General features: G+C 56.3%; 20 protein-coding genes and 1 tRNA gene. 6 read left to right on the top strand and 15 right to left on the bottom strand.

The genetic code is table 11. The features are described from left to right. The 3 genes from nfuA (at nt 1) to EDB94_RS14795 (ending at nt 2,417) form a co-directional block, all read left to right on the top strand. Nucleotides 1-588, top strand: a complete 588-nt coding sequence (gene nfuA / locus EDB94_RS14805) for a Fe-S biogenesis protein NfuA (RefSeq protein ID WP_014577160.1) — start codon at nt 1-3, stop codon at nt 586-588. A gap of 219 nt (nt 589-807) precedes the next feature. Next, entirely contained in the window at nt 808-2,007 is a 1,200-nt protein-coding gene (locus EDB94_RS14800) for a hypothetical protein (protein ID WP_219908259.1), read from the top strand. Nucleotides 2,008-2,048: 41 nt separating this feature from the next. Then, complete coding sequence (locus EDB94_RS14795) at nt 2,049-2,417, top strand: hypothetical protein (RefSeq protein WP_062784225.1); 369 nt, start codon at nt 2,049-2,051, stop codon at nt 2,415-2,417. Here the strand turns inward: EDB94_RS14795 and EDB94_RS14790 are convergent. From EDB94_RS14790 to EDB94_RS14770, 5 genes are all read right to left on the bottom strand, one after another. Beyond that, entirely contained in the window at nt 2,404-2,730 is a 327-nt protein-coding gene (locus EDB94_RS14790; protein WP_062784227.1) for a TusE/DsrC/DsvC family sulfur relay protein, read from the bottom strand. The genes EDB94_RS14795 and EDB94_RS14790 overlap by 14 nt on opposite strands. 3 nt (nt 2,731-2,733) lie before the next feature. Further along, complete coding sequence (gene tusB / locus EDB94_RS14785; protein WP_062784229.1) at nt 2,734-3,018, bottom strand: sulfurtransferase complex subunit TusB; 285 nt, start codon at nt 3,016-3,018, stop codon at nt 2,734-2,736. Nucleotides 3,019-3,023: 5 nt separating this feature from the next. Beyond that, on the bottom strand, nt 3,024-3,374 hold the full coding sequence (locus tag EDB94_RS14780) for a DsrE family protein (RefSeq protein WP_108018636.1): 351 nt from the start codon (nt 3,372-3,374) through the stop codon (nt 3,024-3,026). 2 nt (nt 3,375-3,376) lie between these two features. Then, nucleotides 3,377-3,781 (bottom strand): sulfurtransferase complex subunit TusD, encoded by a 405-nt coding sequence (gene tusD / locus EDB94_RS14775; RefSeq protein WP_014577155.1) that lies wholly within the window; start codon nt 3,779-3,781, stop codon nt 3,377-3,379. A gap of 103 nt (nt 3,782-3,884) precedes the next feature. Further along, nucleotides 3,885-4,583 (bottom strand): Bax inhibitor-1/YccA family protein, encoded by a 699-nt coding sequence (locus tag EDB94_RS14770; RefSeq protein ID WP_014577154.1) that lies wholly within the window; start codon nt 4,581-4,583, stop codon nt 3,885-3,887. A 211-nt stretch (nt 4,584-4,794) separates the two neighbouring features. Here EDB94_RS14770 and EDB94_RS14765 point away from each other — a divergent pair. Then, nucleotides 4,795-4,885 (top strand) — tRNA-Ser (locus EDB94_RS14765). Between the two features lie 138 nt (nt 4,886-5,023). Next, the gene (locus EDB94_RS14760) at nt 5,024-5,242 is read left to right on the top strand and encodes a hypothetical protein (protein ID WP_062784231.1); all 219 of its coding nucleotides are present in this window, start codon (nt 5,024-5,026) and stop codon (nt 5,240-5,242) included. A gap of 29 nt (nt 5,243-5,271) precedes the next feature. Here the strand turns inward: EDB94_RS14760 and hemH are convergent, their stop codons facing one another. The 4 genes from hemH to EDB94_RS14740 form a co-directional block, all read right to left on the bottom strand. Next, the gene (hemH, locus tag EDB94_RS14755; protein ID WP_108018635.1) at nt 5,272-6,381 is read right to left on the bottom strand and encodes a ferrochelatase; all 1,110 of its coding nucleotides are present in this window, start codon (nt 6,379-6,381) and stop codon (nt 5,272-5,274) included. A 37-nt stretch (nt 6,382-6,418) separates the two neighbouring features. Next, nucleotides 6,419-6,850 (bottom strand): TIGR01244 family sulfur transferase, encoded by a 432-nt coding sequence (locus EDB94_RS14750; RefSeq protein ID WP_008171670.1) that lies wholly within the window; start codon nt 6,848-6,850, stop codon nt 6,419-6,421. Nucleotides 6,851-6,947: 97 nt separating this feature from the next. Next, nucleotides 6,948-7,373, bottom strand: coding sequence for a YeeE/YedE family protein (locus tag EDB94_RS14745; protein WP_008171667.1), 426 nt, complete (start codon nt 7,371-7,373; stop codon nt 6,948-6,950). A 4-nt stretch (nt 7,374-7,377) separates the two neighbouring features. After that, nucleotides 7,378-7,815, bottom strand: a complete 438-nt coding sequence (locus tag EDB94_RS14740) for a YeeE/YedE family protein (protein WP_014577151.1) — start codon at nt 7,813-7,815, stop codon at nt 7,378-7,380. Between the two features lie 346 nt (nt 7,816-8,161). Between EDB94_RS14740 and EDB94_RS14735 the strand changes: the two genes are divergently transcribed. After that, a complete protein-coding gene (locus EDB94_RS14735; protein ID WP_008171665.1) occupies nt 8,162-8,575 on the top strand; it encodes a phasin family protein in 414 nt (137 codons plus the stop codon). A gap of 9 nt (nt 8,576-8,584) precedes the next feature. Here EDB94_RS14735 and EDB94_RS14730 read toward each other — a convergent pair whose 3' ends face one another. The 6 genes from EDB94_RS14730 to EDB94_RS14705 form a co-directional block, all read right to left on the bottom strand. Further along, nucleotides 8,585-9,214, bottom strand: coding sequence for a TetR/AcrR family transcriptional regulator (locus tag EDB94_RS14730; protein WP_108018634.1), 630 nt, complete (start codon nt 9,212-9,214; stop codon nt 8,585-8,587). A gap of 18 nt (nt 9,215-9,232) precedes the next feature. Then, nucleotides 9,233-10,045 carry an exodeoxyribonuclease III gene (gene xthA, locus EDB94_RS14725; protein ID WP_108018633.1) on the bottom strand — a complete coding sequence of 271 codons (813 nt, stop codon included), beginning with the start codon at nt 10,043-10,045 and terminating at the stop codon, nt 9,233-9,235. Nucleotides 10,046-10,126: 81 nt separating this feature from the next. Beyond that, nucleotides 10,127-10,867: a hypothetical protein gene (locus EDB94_RS14720; RefSeq protein WP_108018632.1), complete on the bottom strand. Its 741-nt coding sequence runs from the start codon at nt 10,865-10,867 to the stop codon at nt 10,127-10,129. After that, nucleotides 10,864-11,385 carry a DUF2878 domain-containing protein gene (locus tag EDB94_RS14715; RefSeq protein ID WP_108018631.1) on the bottom strand — a complete coding sequence of 174 codons (522 nt, stop codon included), beginning with the start codon at nt 11,383-11,385 and terminating at the stop codon, nt 10,864-10,866. Before EDB94_RS14715 ends, EDB94_RS14720 begins: the two co-directional genes overlap by 4 nt. Then, on the bottom strand, nt 11,382-12,656 hold the full coding sequence (locus EDB94_RS14710) for a cyclopropane-fatty-acyl-phospholipid synthase family protein (RefSeq protein ID WP_108018630.1): 1,275 nt from the start codon (nt 12,654-12,656) through the stop codon (nt 11,382-11,384). The genes EDB94_RS14715 and EDB94_RS14710 overlap by 4 nt, the downstream gene beginning before the upstream one ends. Then, nucleotides 12,644-13,528, bottom strand: coding sequence for a DUF1365 domain-containing protein (locus tag EDB94_RS14705; RefSeq protein WP_108018629.1), 885 nt, complete (start codon nt 13,526-13,528; stop codon nt 12,644-12,646). Before EDB94_RS14705 ends, EDB94_RS14710 begins: the two co-directional genes overlap by 13 nt. Between the last annotated feature and the right edge of the window lies 1 nt (nt 13,529).

The raw sequence follows: 13,529 nt of genomic DNA, 5'->3' as shown, positions 1-13,529 counted from the left end.
ATGGCTCAGGTTACTGTGACAGATCCCGCTCGGGATTATCTTGCACAACTTATCGAAAAACAGGACGTGGAAGGCATGGGCGTACGTATCTTCGTGACCCAGCCCGGCACCAAAAACGCCGAAACCTGTCTGGCCTACTGCCCGCCTAACGAAGTAGTACCGACGGACGAGCAGGTAGATCTGGACAAGTTCGTCCTGTATCTGGACCACAATTCCGTGCCCTTCCTCGAAGAGGCCTACGTGGATTACTCCAAGGACCAGATGGGTGGGCAGCTCACCATCAAGGCACCAAACGCAAAAGTGCCCAAGATTGATGACGACGCACCTCTGCCGGATCGGGTGAACTACATACTCGCTTCCGAGATCAATCCGAATCTGGCCGCCCATGGCGGCGAGGTGTCCCTTGTGGAGATCGTCGACGAATCCGTGGCCGTGCTGCGTTTCGGTGGCGGTTGCCAGGGTTGCTCGGCAGTCAGCCTGACCCTGAAGCAGGGCGTGGAATCAACCTTGAAGGAGCGGGTTCCGGAAATCACTGCAGTGCGTGACGTGACCGACCACTCCTACACCGAAAACGCCTACTACCAGTAAGTCCTTCCTTCCCGTTTTGCCGCGCCCTCCGGGGCGCGGCATCTATTCGGCCTGCCGCATTACCGCTTTCGCCATGGCTGCTCGGCCAATGTTGTGACATTTCAATTACTTCATCATGTGTCGCATACACAGCAACTGCAGGCAGGTACTATCCTGTCTGTCCGTTAACGGCATTATCACCGCCTTAAAACGGATTACACTCTTCTACCGGGGTCAAACTTGTTCGACGTTGCGCTTCTGTCAGTGCCTCTTATGGCGGCCGTTGTTGGTTGGCTGACCAACTGGCTGGCCATCCAGATGTCCTTCTATCCGGTACAGTTCATCGGAGTGGGGCTGATAGGGTGGCAGGGCGTTATTCCCCGCAAAGCGGAAAAGATGGCGCATATCTGCATCGACAGGACGCTTCGGCAGTTCGGCGACCTCAACGCTGTCTACCAGAGGCTTGAACCGCAGCGCATCGTTGAGCAGGTGATTTCCCAGGTGACCCCGCGGATGGATGAGTACATCGATGAGGTTATGTACGAAATCCAGCCGGTCCTTTGGGACAACCTTCCCTTATTTGTCAGAAACCGGATTTATCAGTGGGCCCGTGAACAGCTGCCCTCCAGGGTAGAGGAGCTGGTGGAGGACTTTGGTGACGATCTGGACGAGTTGGTCGACCTCAAGGCTCTGCTCAGCCGCGAACTCGAAAAACATCCGGACATGATGAACCGGATTTTCCAGCAAGCCGGTGCGGTGGAGCTTCAGTCTGTGATCAACCGAGGTGCGGTTATCGGAGGCATTCTTGGAGCTCTCCTTGTGCCCTTATGGACTCGCTATCCGGAGCCCTGGCTGCTGCCGCTGGGCGGCTTCGTGGTCGGTTTCGTGACCAACTGGATTGCCATCAACCTGATTTTCGCGCCGCTCAGGCCCCGACGAATCCTGTTTTGGAAGGTTCAGGGTTTGTTTTTGCGCAGGCAGCCAGAAATCAGTGATGTCTGGGCCAGGCTGGTGGCGGAGGAACTGATTACTGTAGAGAAGGTTGCCGAAGCCATGATCAACGGCAGCCACGGTGACAGAACCCGTGCGATTATCCAGAAACACCTTCGCCCCTTACTGGACAACTCTGTCATCATGAAGCTGACGGCGCAGGTCACCGTTGGTATGACGGGTTACACCGAGCTCAAGAAAGCCATGAACCAGAAGGCGGTACTGGCTACGCGTGACGTGTTCAGTGACCCGGCTTTTAACCGTGAGCGGGCACCTGTGGTAGCCGAAGTTCTGTCCGGCCAGATGAAAGCGCTGAAACCCGATGAATTCCAGGACATCCTGCGCCCGGCGTTCCGGGAAGAAGAGGTCCAGTTGATGATTGTGGGCGGTATTTTTGGTGCCCTGGCAGGGTTGCTTCAGTTCGTTTCCCTGAACTATCTGAATTTCTAGCCGGAATGAATCCCGTTATCGGGAGTACAAGGAGGAAGGCGATGCCTTTTTGGCTAACACTGACAATCCAGATCCTTGCAACCGTTGGCGCCGTGCTTGTCACTCTCTGGGGGTTCTGGCGTTTCGTGGTCCGTCCATACCTCGATGCCAGGGTGGCGGAACTGATTAAGGCCGGCCGTGAAATCGAACCGGCGGTGACTCGTGGCGTAAAAAAGGGTGTGGCAGATACCATCCGGGAACTGCCAGAAAGCGCCCTTGACGGCACCGTTAAAGAATCGACCCGCCAGTTCCTGAAATTTGGCTCTGGCCTGTTTGAGAACGGCCTGAGCAGCTTCCTTGGCAGTGCAGCCGACCTCGAACGCAACAGGCAGAAGGACGGCGCCGCCTCAAAGGACTCTAAAGACAGTTAGTTGGCCTTGGCAGCCCCGCAATCCTGCAGGCGGTCTTTGCAGGGGTGCCGGGAAACAGCTGCATCAGGTAGATGCTGTTCCCCTTATCCTCGCCGAGCGCTTCTTTGACCGCCTTCACAAACAGGCGATTAGAGGGTGGCGACATTTCATGCTCTTCATAAAAAGACCGAAGAAACTTTATGATTTCCCAGTGTTTTTCTGTGAGATCCACGTCGTCCTCGGCAGCGATGGCCGTCGCAACACCTTCGGTCCACGCCTGGGCGTCTTCAAGAAAGCCTTCGTTGTTTCGTTGTGGCATTGCATTACTGACCATGGTTTACCAACTGATTACCCGTTGTGCCTGCAATGAAAGCGTTACCATCTCCGCAAAGTCCACAGAACTGACGTTGCCGCTCAGATCTCCCAGTCCGCGCGCCTCGACGTCCGGAATGAGCGCAAAGACCTTGCTGGCGCCCGGCAGAAGGTTCCCGCGTGCCAGCAACAGCACGCCGTTGCCGGTCAGAAGAAGGCCGTCTTCTGCAGACACCATTTCAACGCACCGCGCGGCCCGGGGATGATCGGGGGATTTGTTCAATATGTGCAATGTCTGGATGCCAGTCATCTGATCTAACCTGCAAATGCGGTGTGGTCATAGTCAGTGAGGAGATCGGCATCAGCATCTACCAGGGTGACGCCTTCAATCAGCGAATGCTCATCGAGGCCGTAGGCAATGCAGGCAGCCCGATCAGCCAGGATCGCGTCAATGCCGAATACCGGTGCTGCAGCGAGATTCTTCTCCACAGACTTCTGTTCAATGCCTCCGGCGTGCTGAGCCTGTCTCAGCCAGTTAACGCCAGGCCCGGTGAATAGCAGGGATGCCGACTGGTCGAAGGCTGCCAGCGAAAACGCCATATCCAGTGCTTCCCGTCCAGTCCACGCGCCGTAGGGAGGCTGGTCAATCATGATCAGTGTGCTCATGGTCAGTCTCCAGCGTGGAAATAAAGCGTGCGCGTGGATTTGATTCGTCCCTCGACCCATTCTCCGAGACCAGCGATTTCAAACGGGGCCCGAAGATTGGCCGAAGGCAATTCATAGCGTTTCTGTTCGGTTTCGTTGACGAGGCCACGACGCAGCGCGGAGGCAATGCATGCCACGCCGGGAATGTTGTGCTGAGTCAGAAACCGCGACCATTCGTCTGGCCAGTGGGTTTCGTCAGACGGCGGCGCGCAGAGCGCAGAGGCCAGATGGACCCCGTCACCGTAGAGGAACACCCGGTCAATGTGATGGCCAGCATCTACCGCTGCCTTCGCAAAGCCGAGAGCAGTCTGGGGCGCCTGAGACGAGTAGGGCGCGCCAGTAATTACCAGGGTAAAGGTTTCGGACATGGTTCCTGTTCGTTATAAGTCTGCAAGACAATGACTTTCAGTTTACCGAAAGCAAAAACCCCGGCAACTGCCGGGGTTTCGAAGCGGCTGATTCAGCCTGGTATCAATCTTCGCCACTGAACGCAGACAGCAGGTGCAGCAGGCTGACGAACAGGTTGTAGATGGATACGTACAGACCAACAGTGGCGATCACGTAGTTACGCTCACCACCCTTGATGATCTGGCTGGTCTCGAACAGGATCATGATCGATGCAAAGATCGTGAAGCCGGCGGATACTGCCAGATGCAGAACAGAGCTCTCCATCAGGAAGGCCAGAAGCATGGCGCCGATCAGCACAAACGCACCAGCAGTCAGGAAGCTGGACATGAAGCTGAAGTCTTTCTTGGTGATGATGGCCGTGGCAGACAGACCAACAAACGCAACTGCGGTCAGTGTCAGCGCCTGGGCGACAATCGAGGAAGCGCCGGCAGCTACGAAGGCGCCAATGATCGGACCCAGGGTGTAACCCATGAACCCGGTCAGGGCGAAGGTAGTCACGATGCCCCAGGGGCTGTTTTTCAACTTATAGGTTGCGAACAGCAGCCCAATGTATCCCACGATGGTGATCAGGAAGCCCGGGTGGGTTCCGTTCATGTTCAGGAATGCTGTCAGCGCCGAAAAGGCGAGTGTCATGCCAAGCAGCATATAGGTGTTGCGCAACACCTTCATCGCATCATCGCTGATGCCTGTGGTCGCGCGCTCCGTCTGGGGAGTCGAATAGGCTCCCTGAGAGTTCTGAACGCCGAATCGTCTGTCTTCCATTGTCATCTCCGTTTATAACGACTGGATACTGGTTCCCATAATAGTGTCAGATACGCAACTTTCAATCATTTACGACAGGAAACCTTCTTCCGGATTCCATTAAAAACCGTTAATGTTTAAAAATGCGGCGGGTTTTATGCAGAGCGTTGACAGCACAGGCAATTCCGGTATCATGCACACCGCTGTCGCAATGACGGCGAATGGAAAAACCGGTGGGCTGGCAGAGTGGCTGAATGCAGCGGTCTTGAAAACCGCCGAAGGTTAGTAGCCTTCCCGGGGTTCGAATCCCTGGCCCACCGCCATTTTTCCTCTTACCTTTCTTTCTTCCGAATCTCCAGTTCCCCACGTGATATTTCCCGTCATAACGACGTGGTTATCCCTACTTGGTTTGAAGCCAGTTAACCCTCATTATTCTTGCATAGAGACTACGAGAGGGTGTTATGGGCGAATTTCAGAATCATCAAACATCTGATACCGGTTCGGCCGAACGCCGGAACCGCAAGTTTTCCGTGTCCGCAAATCGGGGCAAGGCGAGCCATAAGGTGCGTTATGTGGAGGCTGGCGGCGCCGCCGTTGATACGGACGAATGCACGTTCTGCCAGTCTGTACCGGATCTTTCAGAGGGCTTTGAAGGTAAGGAGGGAAACCGGGGCAGCTGACGCAGCCCCGGCTATAACTCGGGGGCGGATCAGAGATGCCGGCCCGGATAGATTGCTTCTTTCTGCTCGTCTGCCCGCTGCTGGCGAGCTGCCAGAGCCTCTGGCTCGTTCTTTGGCACCTGCCAGCCTTCCAGATTTTCCTCGATCAGTTTTACCAGGGCTTCGATGTGCCCGGGTGTGGCGTTCAGCGCTGTGATGTAGCTGAACCCTTCACCGCCGGCCTCCATGAAGTACTCACGGTTTTCTTCGTCGATTTCCTCAATGGTTTCCAGGCAATCGGATGAAAAGCCGGGGCAGAATACGTCGATGGATTTGACGCCTTTGCCTGGCAGGGACTTCAGGGTTTCATCCGTGTAGGGCTTGAGCCACTCTTCCTTGCCAAAGCGGGATTGGAACGTGGTCATGTAGTCCTCTTTGCTCAGGCCCAGCCGCTCAGCCAGCAGGCGAGACGTTTTGTGGCACTCGCAGTGATAAGGATCGCCCTTGGTCAGGTACTTGAGCGGCACGCCATGGTAGGAAAATACCAGCTTCTGGTTGCGTCCATGGTTGGCCCAGTGCGCCTCGATATGGCGCGCCATGGCTTCAATGTACGGAGGATAATCCGGGTAGTGAGAGATGAAACGGAAATCCGGCAGCCAGCGCCGTTTCGAGAAATCCTTGGCAATGGCATCGAAGGTGGAGGCCGAGGTCGACGCGGAGTATTGGGGGTACAGCGGCAGAACCAGCAGTTTCCGTACGCCCTGTTCCTGCATCTCATCAAGAACCCGGGAAATTGAGGGGTTGCCGTAGCGCATCGCAAAGCCGACGACCACGTTAGGGCCGTACTTGCGCTTGAGTGCCTCTCGGATGCCCTCAGCCTGCTTTGCAGTGTGCAGCAGCAGGGGAGAGCCCTCGGGCTGCCAGACGCTGGAGTAGGCCTCTGCGCTTCGCTTGGGGCGAATTCTCAGGATCACACCGTGAAGGATCAGCCACCAGAGCGGCCGCGGCAACTCGACCACCCGGGGGTCCGAGAGAAATTCAGCCAGGTAGCGACGGAGGGCCGAGGTTGTTGGCGCATCCGGTGTCCCCAGGTTGGTAACCAGCACTCCCAATCGGTCAGACTGGTTGTGGCTGAAATTCTCTGAACCTTTGTATTGCATGCGGTAGATCCTGAACGTTGGTTAGGCGGTGGCAGTGTCAGCCTTTGTCGGCGGCCTGCTGCGCCATTCTTGGTGCAAGGCCGGAAATGTCGTAACCGGCGTTGCGTGCTTTGGTAAAAATCTCATCGGCTGATGTGTTTCTGGCCGCGCTCAGAGCCCAGAGCACGGTGCAGCGGGTCCCGGAACGACAGAATGCCAGTACGGGTTTTTCGGCGTCCCGGATCATCGGCGCGAAGCGGTTTACGTCGTCGTCAGTGATGTTTCCCGACTCCACCGGCATGTATACCCACTCAAGGCCCTGTTCCCTGGCGGCGGCTTCAATATCCGCCATGGCAGGCTGGCCCGGCTCTTCGTGGTCAGGGCGATTTGCTACGAGCGTCTTGAAGCCCAGCTTCGCGGCTTCTGCCACATCTTCAATGGAAATCTGCGGGGCCACCGAAATGTTGTCGTCGATTTTTCTGATATCCATGGATGTCGTTCTCCGAATCGGGTAGTGGAGCTGCCGCCATGATCGCACAGCCCCCGGGCTGTGTCAGAATGGCGGCGGGTAAATTTACAGAAAATACTTACACTTTCGCACGGTTGCGCTCAATGACTTCGAAAATGCCCATGCCCGCAACCATTGCCGCAACAAACACCGCCGCCTTGGTTTCACCGGCACCGAGCGCGACCAGTCCCGGCCCGGGGCAGAAGCCGGCGATACCCCAGCCAACGCCGAACATAAGACCCCCGAGTACCAATCGTTTATCGATATGGGCACTGGTGGGCATTTTCATGTGGAACCCGAGGAAGGAAAGGGTGCGCTTGCGGGCAACGGCAAACGCGACCACACCCACCATGATGGCGCCGCCCATCACAAACGCCAGTGAAGGATCCCAAAGGCCTGCGATATCAAGGAAGCCGAGCACCTTTTCAGGATTGGCCATGCCGGAAACGATAAGCCCCATTCCGAAGACAAGGCCAGCAAACAGAGAAGCAAGAGAAAATTTCATGGCGTCACACCCCCATCAGGTGACGAATCACGTACACGGTGACAAATCCGGCAGCCATGAAGCTCATCGTGGCTGCCAGCGAGCGCAGCGATAGGCGGGACAGACCGCAAACCCCGTGTCCACTGGTACAGCCGGAACCGTATCGGGTGCCGATCCCCACCAACAGCCCCGCAACAATGAGCGCGGGATAGCCGGCCTCGATTTCGATCGGGGGAAGCTCGGTAGCCAGTACCCAGACTGCCGGTGCACCAATCAGTCCGGCAAGGAACGCCACGCGCCAGGCAATATCGCCTTTTGCCGGTGAAAGAAGTCCGCCAAGAATGCCACTGATGCCTGCAATCCGCCCGTTGAGAAGCAGAAAGCTGGCGGCAGCTATGCCCACCAGTATGCCACCCGCCAACGCTGACCAGGGGGTGAAGTTACTCCACGCAATTTCAATCATCTGATACTCCGAATTTTATAGACTTTCATTTTGGAATAAGCATATATCTTGGGGCAATAATAACAAAAAAAAGCCCGGCAAAGGATGCCGGGCAGAGGCGTGCGAGTAGTATCCATGAAAGACTTCCAGACAAACCGGCATCAGCAGGGACGCCGGTATTGGGAAGTATTGACTATATTTTGAACACTTCAAGCGAGACTCACTTTCGTTTGAAAACATTTTTTCATATCGGATGCGTCTTTATACTGCCGCCTTTCGTTGCGCGGGTTCCAGGCCGACTGAAATCCGGGCCAAGCTGTAATACAATGGCGGTTAGAAAGAACTATCCGCACTCCCGAGGTTGTACATGTCTGACGAGAACGACAATAAGCCGGAGAATGATCCGCAACTGGCGGCAAAAATCAAGGGTTCAGCCCGCCAGATCTGGCTGGCCGGGTTGGGCGCCTATACCAAAGCCGAGGAAGATACTGGCCGTTTCTTCGAGCGTCTTGTGCAGGAAGGTGAGCAGCTCGAGAACAAAACCCGGGGCGTCGTCGAAAAGCAGATCAAGTCCGTGGAAGATCGGGTTGAAGGGGTTCGGGAGCGAGCCACTGGCACCTGGGATCGGCTTGAGCACATGTTTGATGAACGGGTGTCCGGTGCCCTGAGACGTCTGGGCATACATCGCCGTGAAGAAATCGAATCTATGGAGCGGCGTATTGAAGCCCTTGAATCAGAACTTGCCCGCCTGCGGAAACGTGCCGGTGACGACGAAGAATAACGTTACGGCTCAGAGATAATCCCGGCTCATCAGCCGGGCTTCCTCCCGGTCGGCCGGCGCAAGGTAGGGCAGCACCAGGTACATCATCTGGTAAACACCCCGCCCCGGATCCACTGCCTCCCGGTCATCCAGGTGAGAGAGCGTATCGAAAGCGCTCCAATAACAGGCGGTTAGCGTCAACTGCTCACAAAGAGAATCAAGCTCTTCCTGCTCAATCGCCATAATGCCCTGGCGTCGAAAGCTCTCGCAAATCGTCTTGAAAGCCAGTCTTTTCTTTTTCTGGATGCGCTTGAATCGTACCTGCAGCTGATCGTACCGGGACAACACGTTCACCAGATCCTGATAGAGGAACCGGTAGCGGGCTACGGTCTCGAACAGCAGGTGCAGAAAGAACCCCTGCTGGTCGAGGCTGATGTCGGCGTCTTCCGGAACCGCCAACAAGTCGACCATGTCGTGTTCGTACTGGTCGAAGATTTCCTCGACAATGTCACCTTTGCTCTTGAAGTGGTAATAGAGGTTACCCGGGCTGATATCCATCTCATCAGAGATCAGCAGGGTGGTAACATTGGGTTCGCCGACGGTGTTAAACAGCGCCAGGCTGGTCTGGAGTATACGGTCGCGGGTTTTGATTTTTTTCATATCGCGCCGGGCCAGCCCCTAGAGCTCGAAGCTCGCCCAGACCGGACAGTGGTCGGACGGCCTTTCCATGGCTCGAATGTCATAGGAAACACCCGCTTTCCGGGCTTTGGGCAGCAGGCTGTCACTGGCCATGATCAGATCAATCCGCAGACCACGCTTGGGGTCTCGCTCGAAACCCTTGCTGCGGTAGTCAAACCAGCTGAAGGTGTCCGCTTCATCGGGGTGAAGGTGCCGGAAAACATCGGTATAACCGCGAGACTCGACCTGGCCCAGCCATTCCCGTTCCTCCGGGAGGAAAGAGCATTTGCCGGTTCGTAGCCAGCGTTTGGCGTTGTCGGCGCCAATGCCAATGTCTTTATCGGTTGGAGAGATGTTCATATCCCCCATGACCACCACGTGGCCGCCCGCTTTCTTGAGCTCGTCCAGGTAACGCATCAGATCCGCGTAGAACTTTTCCTTGGCAGGAAACTTCACCGGATGGTCACGACTTTCACCCTGGGGAAAATAGCCGTTGATCACCGTCAGCTTTTCGCCATTGACCGTGAACTGGCCGGTAATCAGCCTGCGCTGGGAATCCTCACCATCCCACGGGTAGCCTTTGATAACCTCCTCCGGCTCCGCTTTTGAGAGCAGGGCAACGCCATAGTGGGTTTTTTGCCCGTGGAAATGCACGTGGTAGCCAAGGTCCCGGATTGCTTCTACCGGAAAGTCGTCGTCCTGAACCTTGGTTTCCTGAAGGCCGATAAAATCCGGTGCGAGGGCGTCTATTACGGCTTCAAGCTGGTGCAGGCGGGTGCGGATACTGTTGACGTTGAAAGAGACGAACATCATTTCAAAATACTCTCCGGCGTTGATTCCCGTCGGAGTTTACCATACTGACCCCCGGGGTCTGCCTTGGCAGGGGCGACAGTTTCAGGGGGTCAGTTCACAATCCGGGGTGGTATTCACTTTATAGCGGATATGGGCGGTGTAGTTTTCATCCTGGTTTTTCCGGATATTGGTGAGGCCCAGATAGTCGGAAAGGGCACCCGAGCTGCTGTAACCCAGTACGATGGGGTCAACCAGGAAACGCAGTACCATGCCGGTAGGGCGTATCTGTACTACATGGTCAGCATTCACCCGGTCGTTCTCGACCCGTTCCAGAACGAAACCGTAATGCTCGCCCCGGGTAGGCCCAAGAAACCGGAATTCAACCGGCTCGCCAGCCACAACACTCTGCCAATTCTGGCGTACGAAGTTATCAAACCCGGCATCCACAACGGTAGTGGCCGGGTATTTCACCTCGAATTGCTCTGAATCGCCGCCTGGCGTCTGCCAGTCGATCATCAAAGTGTCGGGTGCAGGGTAGGTGATCTGCATTTCTTCACTGAATGTCGGCTGAACGAAGTCTACGGACGGACGCAGTACTGAAACCTCGTATTCAAGGTCTTTGCGGGCGAATGACTCGTCCGCGTCCGGTTTGAAGTAGGTCACCTCGTGTTGCCGGGGCCGGAACATGCCTTGCTCACAGGTACCATCAACGGAGTGGCGCTCTTCGTAAATGACGTTGCCCTCTCCGGTGCTTGCGGTACCGATGAAACTGAAATCTGCGGCCGCGGCCGGCCATGCGGCTGCCAAGAGCGCCACGTAAACTGACCAGGTAGCGCGTTTCATCGAACCAGCTCCGGGTAAAGCGTTTTGCGGGCGAACAGCAGCAGCGGGAAGACAATCAGCCAGCCAAATCCGAGTGCAATCAGCGATGGCAGCAAGTCTGGCAGCTGCACTGCACCGAGCTGGCTCGCCGACCAATAGGCGAAGGGGCCGGCAAAGGGCGCAAGTACGAAGGGCAGCCAGGCTTTCTTGCTGATCCAGTCGAGGGAATGGCTCAGAGTCGTCATGAAGATGGCCCAGATGGCGACAAGCCACGGGGGAGTGAGCATCACTTGTCCGGAGCCATCGTCCAGAATGCCGGTCCGGAACCAGATGCCGTCCAGAACTGAGCCGACGACGGTTCCCAGGCCGATGAACTGAAGCTCGGTCATCCGGTTCTGGCTGACCAGGACAAAATGCAGCACCAGAAATATCACCACGATCCCGGCGCCGATCAGCCCGGGATAAAACACGCAGGCAAACCAGCCTGCCTGGAACAGCAGGAAATTAAGAACGTTACGGGCAGTTTCGGAGGCGATCATACGCTCAAGATGTTCTCGCGTTTGTTGCCGGGCTTGGCGAACACCAGCTGCGCAACGCCAATGGCCCGCTCGCTGAAGCCCGCTTCACAGTAGGCAAAGTAAAAGTGCCACAGGCGCCGGAAAGCCTCGTCGTAACCCATCGATTCAAGCTTGTCCCGCTGGCCCATGAACCGGTCGCACCAGTCGTGGAGGGTCCTGGCATAGTGGAAGCCCGTATCCTCGGCATGGGTGAGTACCAGCTTGCTTTCTTTTCGAACCGATTCGAGGATGGCTCCGAAAGAGGGAATAAAGCTCCCCGGGAAGATAAATCGCTGGATAAAATCAACGTTTTTCAAAGCTCTCTGGTACCGCTGCTCCGGCATGTTAATGGCCTGCACCAGAGCCAACCCGTCGGGCTTCAACAGGGCGTTAATCTGGGAGAAATAGCTGTCGAGAAACTGAGGGCCAACGGCTTCAATCATCTCGATGGAAACAAGTTTGTCGAATTGCCCCTCGAGGTCCCGGTAATCGTCAAACAGTAGGGTAATCTGGTCCTCCAGCCCCTCTTTCTGAACCCGCTCCTTCGCGAGCTCCAGCTGCTCTCTGGAAATGGTCGTCGTGGTAACATGACAGCCGTAGTGTTTGGCGGCATGGATCGCAAAGCCGCCCCAGCCGGTGCCGATTTCAATCACCTTGTCCCCGGGCTGGAGGTCCAGCTTCCGGCAGATGGTGTCCAGTTTGTGCACAGCCGCTTCCTCAAGGCTCGATTCGGCGCTGGGATAGATCGCCGACGAGTACATCATGGTTGGATCGAGGAATGTCTCGAACAGGTCATTGCCAAGATCGTAGTGGGCGCTGATGTTCTTTCGGGAGCCTTCCTTGGTGTTCCGGTTCAGCCAGTGCAGACCTTTGAGAGCAGGCTTGGTAACCCAGCTGAACCGGTCTTCAAACTCGTTCATGCGGTCGACGTTGCGGGTAAAGAACCGGAGCAGGGCAACCAGATCGGGGGTTGACCAATCACCAGCGACATACGCTTCCGCCGCGCCGACGCTTCCGCCAGTCAGAAGGTCCCTCCAGGTGCTGTGATCGTGGATAATCAGCTCTGCCGGCTGGTATTGACTGTCGCCATCCCCGAATACCAGATCTTCGAATCCGGATTCCCGAACCGTCAGTTTGCCCTCGCCCAGCAAACGGAGCTGTTGAATCACCAGGGTACGTGCGAAACGGCTGATAGCCGGCAGGCTGCCCGATTCGGATTTGGTGTTTTCAACCGAAGTATTCAGGTTCTCCATGAACTTACCCTTCCACGAATCTTGTCATTGGTCTCAGAGCTGGTGATATCCAGCCCCGAATCATCGTGCCCACGGCGGTAGGCGGTATCGTCCTCGGAAAGCTTATCGGGGTGGGTGTAGAACGGTGCCCCCTTGAGCTTGAGGCGCAGGGCGTGCCAGTAAATACCTGCCACAACCTTGAATGCCTCGAGCGGAAACTTTCGAAGACTTCTGTGTATATCTTTACGAGTGAGAGGGGTACGTTGGACTACCAGAGTGGCATCAAAATGCTTGCGGCCCTCTTCCAGAACATTCATATGAATTCTCAGATCAGGGCCCCGGAAACTGAATGTCCACTCGTAGTGCTGGTTCATGCCGTTGAAAGGCGACACATGAAAGCGTTTGCTGAAACCAAACTGTTCAGTGCGCCAGCCCGCCTGGTTCGGCTCTGCGCCGGTCGTCTCCAGGCAATAGGCATGACGGTCATGCCACGGGGTGTTGGTAATCTGGGCAACGATGACCTTTGGAACCACACCATCCGCCGGGCATTCCCCGGCGCGATAGCAGAAATAGAAGCTGACCGGATTGAACACGTAACCAAAGTAGCGCGGATGGGTAATCAGCTCGACTTCGCCATCCGGGCGCCAGCCGGTGGCGCGTTCCACGTGGTCACGCACAGCGCCTGAGAGGTCGCCTGTCTCCGGACGAAAGTAGTCCCTGCGCTTCAGAGACATCCAGTTGAAACGTTCCAGGGAGAATAGCGGGCTGATATCGGAAACCTGGTTCCACTCGTCGGTGTCCAGGGCCAGCATGCCGGTGCTGTAGCTGAATTCGTGTTGCACCGGGTACTTCCGCCTGTGCCGGACAGTACCCTCCAGCCATTGGCTGTTCACG

This window comes from Marinobacter sp. 3-2, assembly GCF_003751355.1.
GTDB lineage: Bacteria > Pseudomonadota > Gammaproteobacteria > Pseudomonadales > Oleiphilaceae > Marinobacter > Marinobacter adhaerens.
This window is presented reverse-complemented; position numbering and strand designations above follow the sequence as displayed.

What these genes read in the sequence shown, in the direction of transcription:
- nfuA (WP_014577160.1), top strand. Translation starts at nt 1, where the DNA reads ATGGCTCAGGTTACTGTGACAGATCCCGCTCGGGATTATCTTGCACAA.
- EDB94_RS14795 (WP_062784225.1), top strand. Translation starts at nt 2,049, where the DNA reads ATGCCTTTTTGGCTAACACTGACAATCCAGATCCTTGCAACCGTTGGC.
- EDB94_RS14790 (WP_062784227.1), bottom strand. Translation starts at nt 2,730, where the DNA reads ATGGTCAGTAATGCAATGCCACAACGAAACAACGAAGGCTTTCTTGAA.
- tusB (WP_062784229.1), bottom strand. Translation starts at nt 3,018, where the DNA reads ATGACTGGCATCCAGACATTGCACATATTGAACAAATCCCCCGATCAT.
- EDB94_RS14780 (WP_108018636.1), bottom strand. Translation starts at nt 3,374, where the DNA reads ATGAGCACACTGATCATGATTGACCAGCCTCCCTACGGCGCGTGGACT.
- tusD (WP_014577155.1), bottom strand. Translation starts at nt 3,781, where the DNA reads ATGTCCGAAACCTTTACCCTGGTAATTACTGGCGCGCCCTACTCGTCT.
- EDB94_RS14770 (WP_014577154.1), bottom strand. Translation starts at nt 4,583, where the DNA reads ATGGAAGACAGACGATTCGGCGTTCAGAACTCTCAGGGAGCCTATTCG.
- EDB94_RS14760 (WP_062784231.1), top strand. Translation starts at nt 5,024, where the DNA reads ATGGGCGAATTTCAGAATCATCAAACATCTGATACCGGTTCGGCCGAA.
- hemH (WP_108018635.1), bottom strand. Translation starts at nt 6,381, where the DNA reads ATGCAATACAAAGGTTCAGAGAATTTCAGCCACAACCAGTCTGACCGA.
- EDB94_RS14750 (WP_008171670.1), bottom strand. Translation starts at nt 6,850, where the DNA reads ATGGATATCAGAAAAATCGACGACAACATTTCGGTGGCCCCGCAGATT.
- EDB94_RS14745 (WP_008171667.1), bottom strand. Translation starts at nt 7,373, where the DNA reads ATGAAATTTTCTCTTGCTTCTCTGTTTGCTGGCCTTGTCTTCGGAATG.
- EDB94_RS14740 (WP_014577151.1), bottom strand. Translation starts at nt 7,815, where the DNA reads ATGATTGAAATTGCGTGGAGTAACTTCACCCCCTGGTCAGCGTTGGCG.
- EDB94_RS14735 (WP_008171665.1), top strand. Translation starts at nt 8,162, where the DNA reads ATGTCTGACGAGAACGACAATAAGCCGGAGAATGATCCGCAACTGGCG.
- EDB94_RS14730 (WP_108018634.1), bottom strand. Translation starts at nt 9,214, where the DNA reads ATGAAAAAAATCAAAACCCGCGACCGTATACTCCAGACCAGCCTGGCG.
- xthA (WP_108018633.1), bottom strand. Translation starts at nt 10,045, where the DNA reads ATGATGTTCGTCTCTTTCAACGTCAACAGTATCCGCACCCGCCTGCAC.
- EDB94_RS14720 (WP_108018632.1), bottom strand. Translation starts at nt 10,867, where the DNA reads ATGAAACGCGCTACCTGGTCAGTTTACGTGGCGCTCTTGGCAGCCGCA.
- EDB94_RS14715 (WP_108018631.1), bottom strand. Translation starts at nt 11,385, where the DNA reads ATGATCGCCTCCGAAACTGCCCGTAACGTTCTTAATTTCCTGCTGTTC.
- EDB94_RS14710 (WP_108018630.1), bottom strand. Translation starts at nt 12,656, where the DNA reads ATGGAGAACCTGAATACTTCGGTTGAAAACACCAAATCCGAATCGGGC.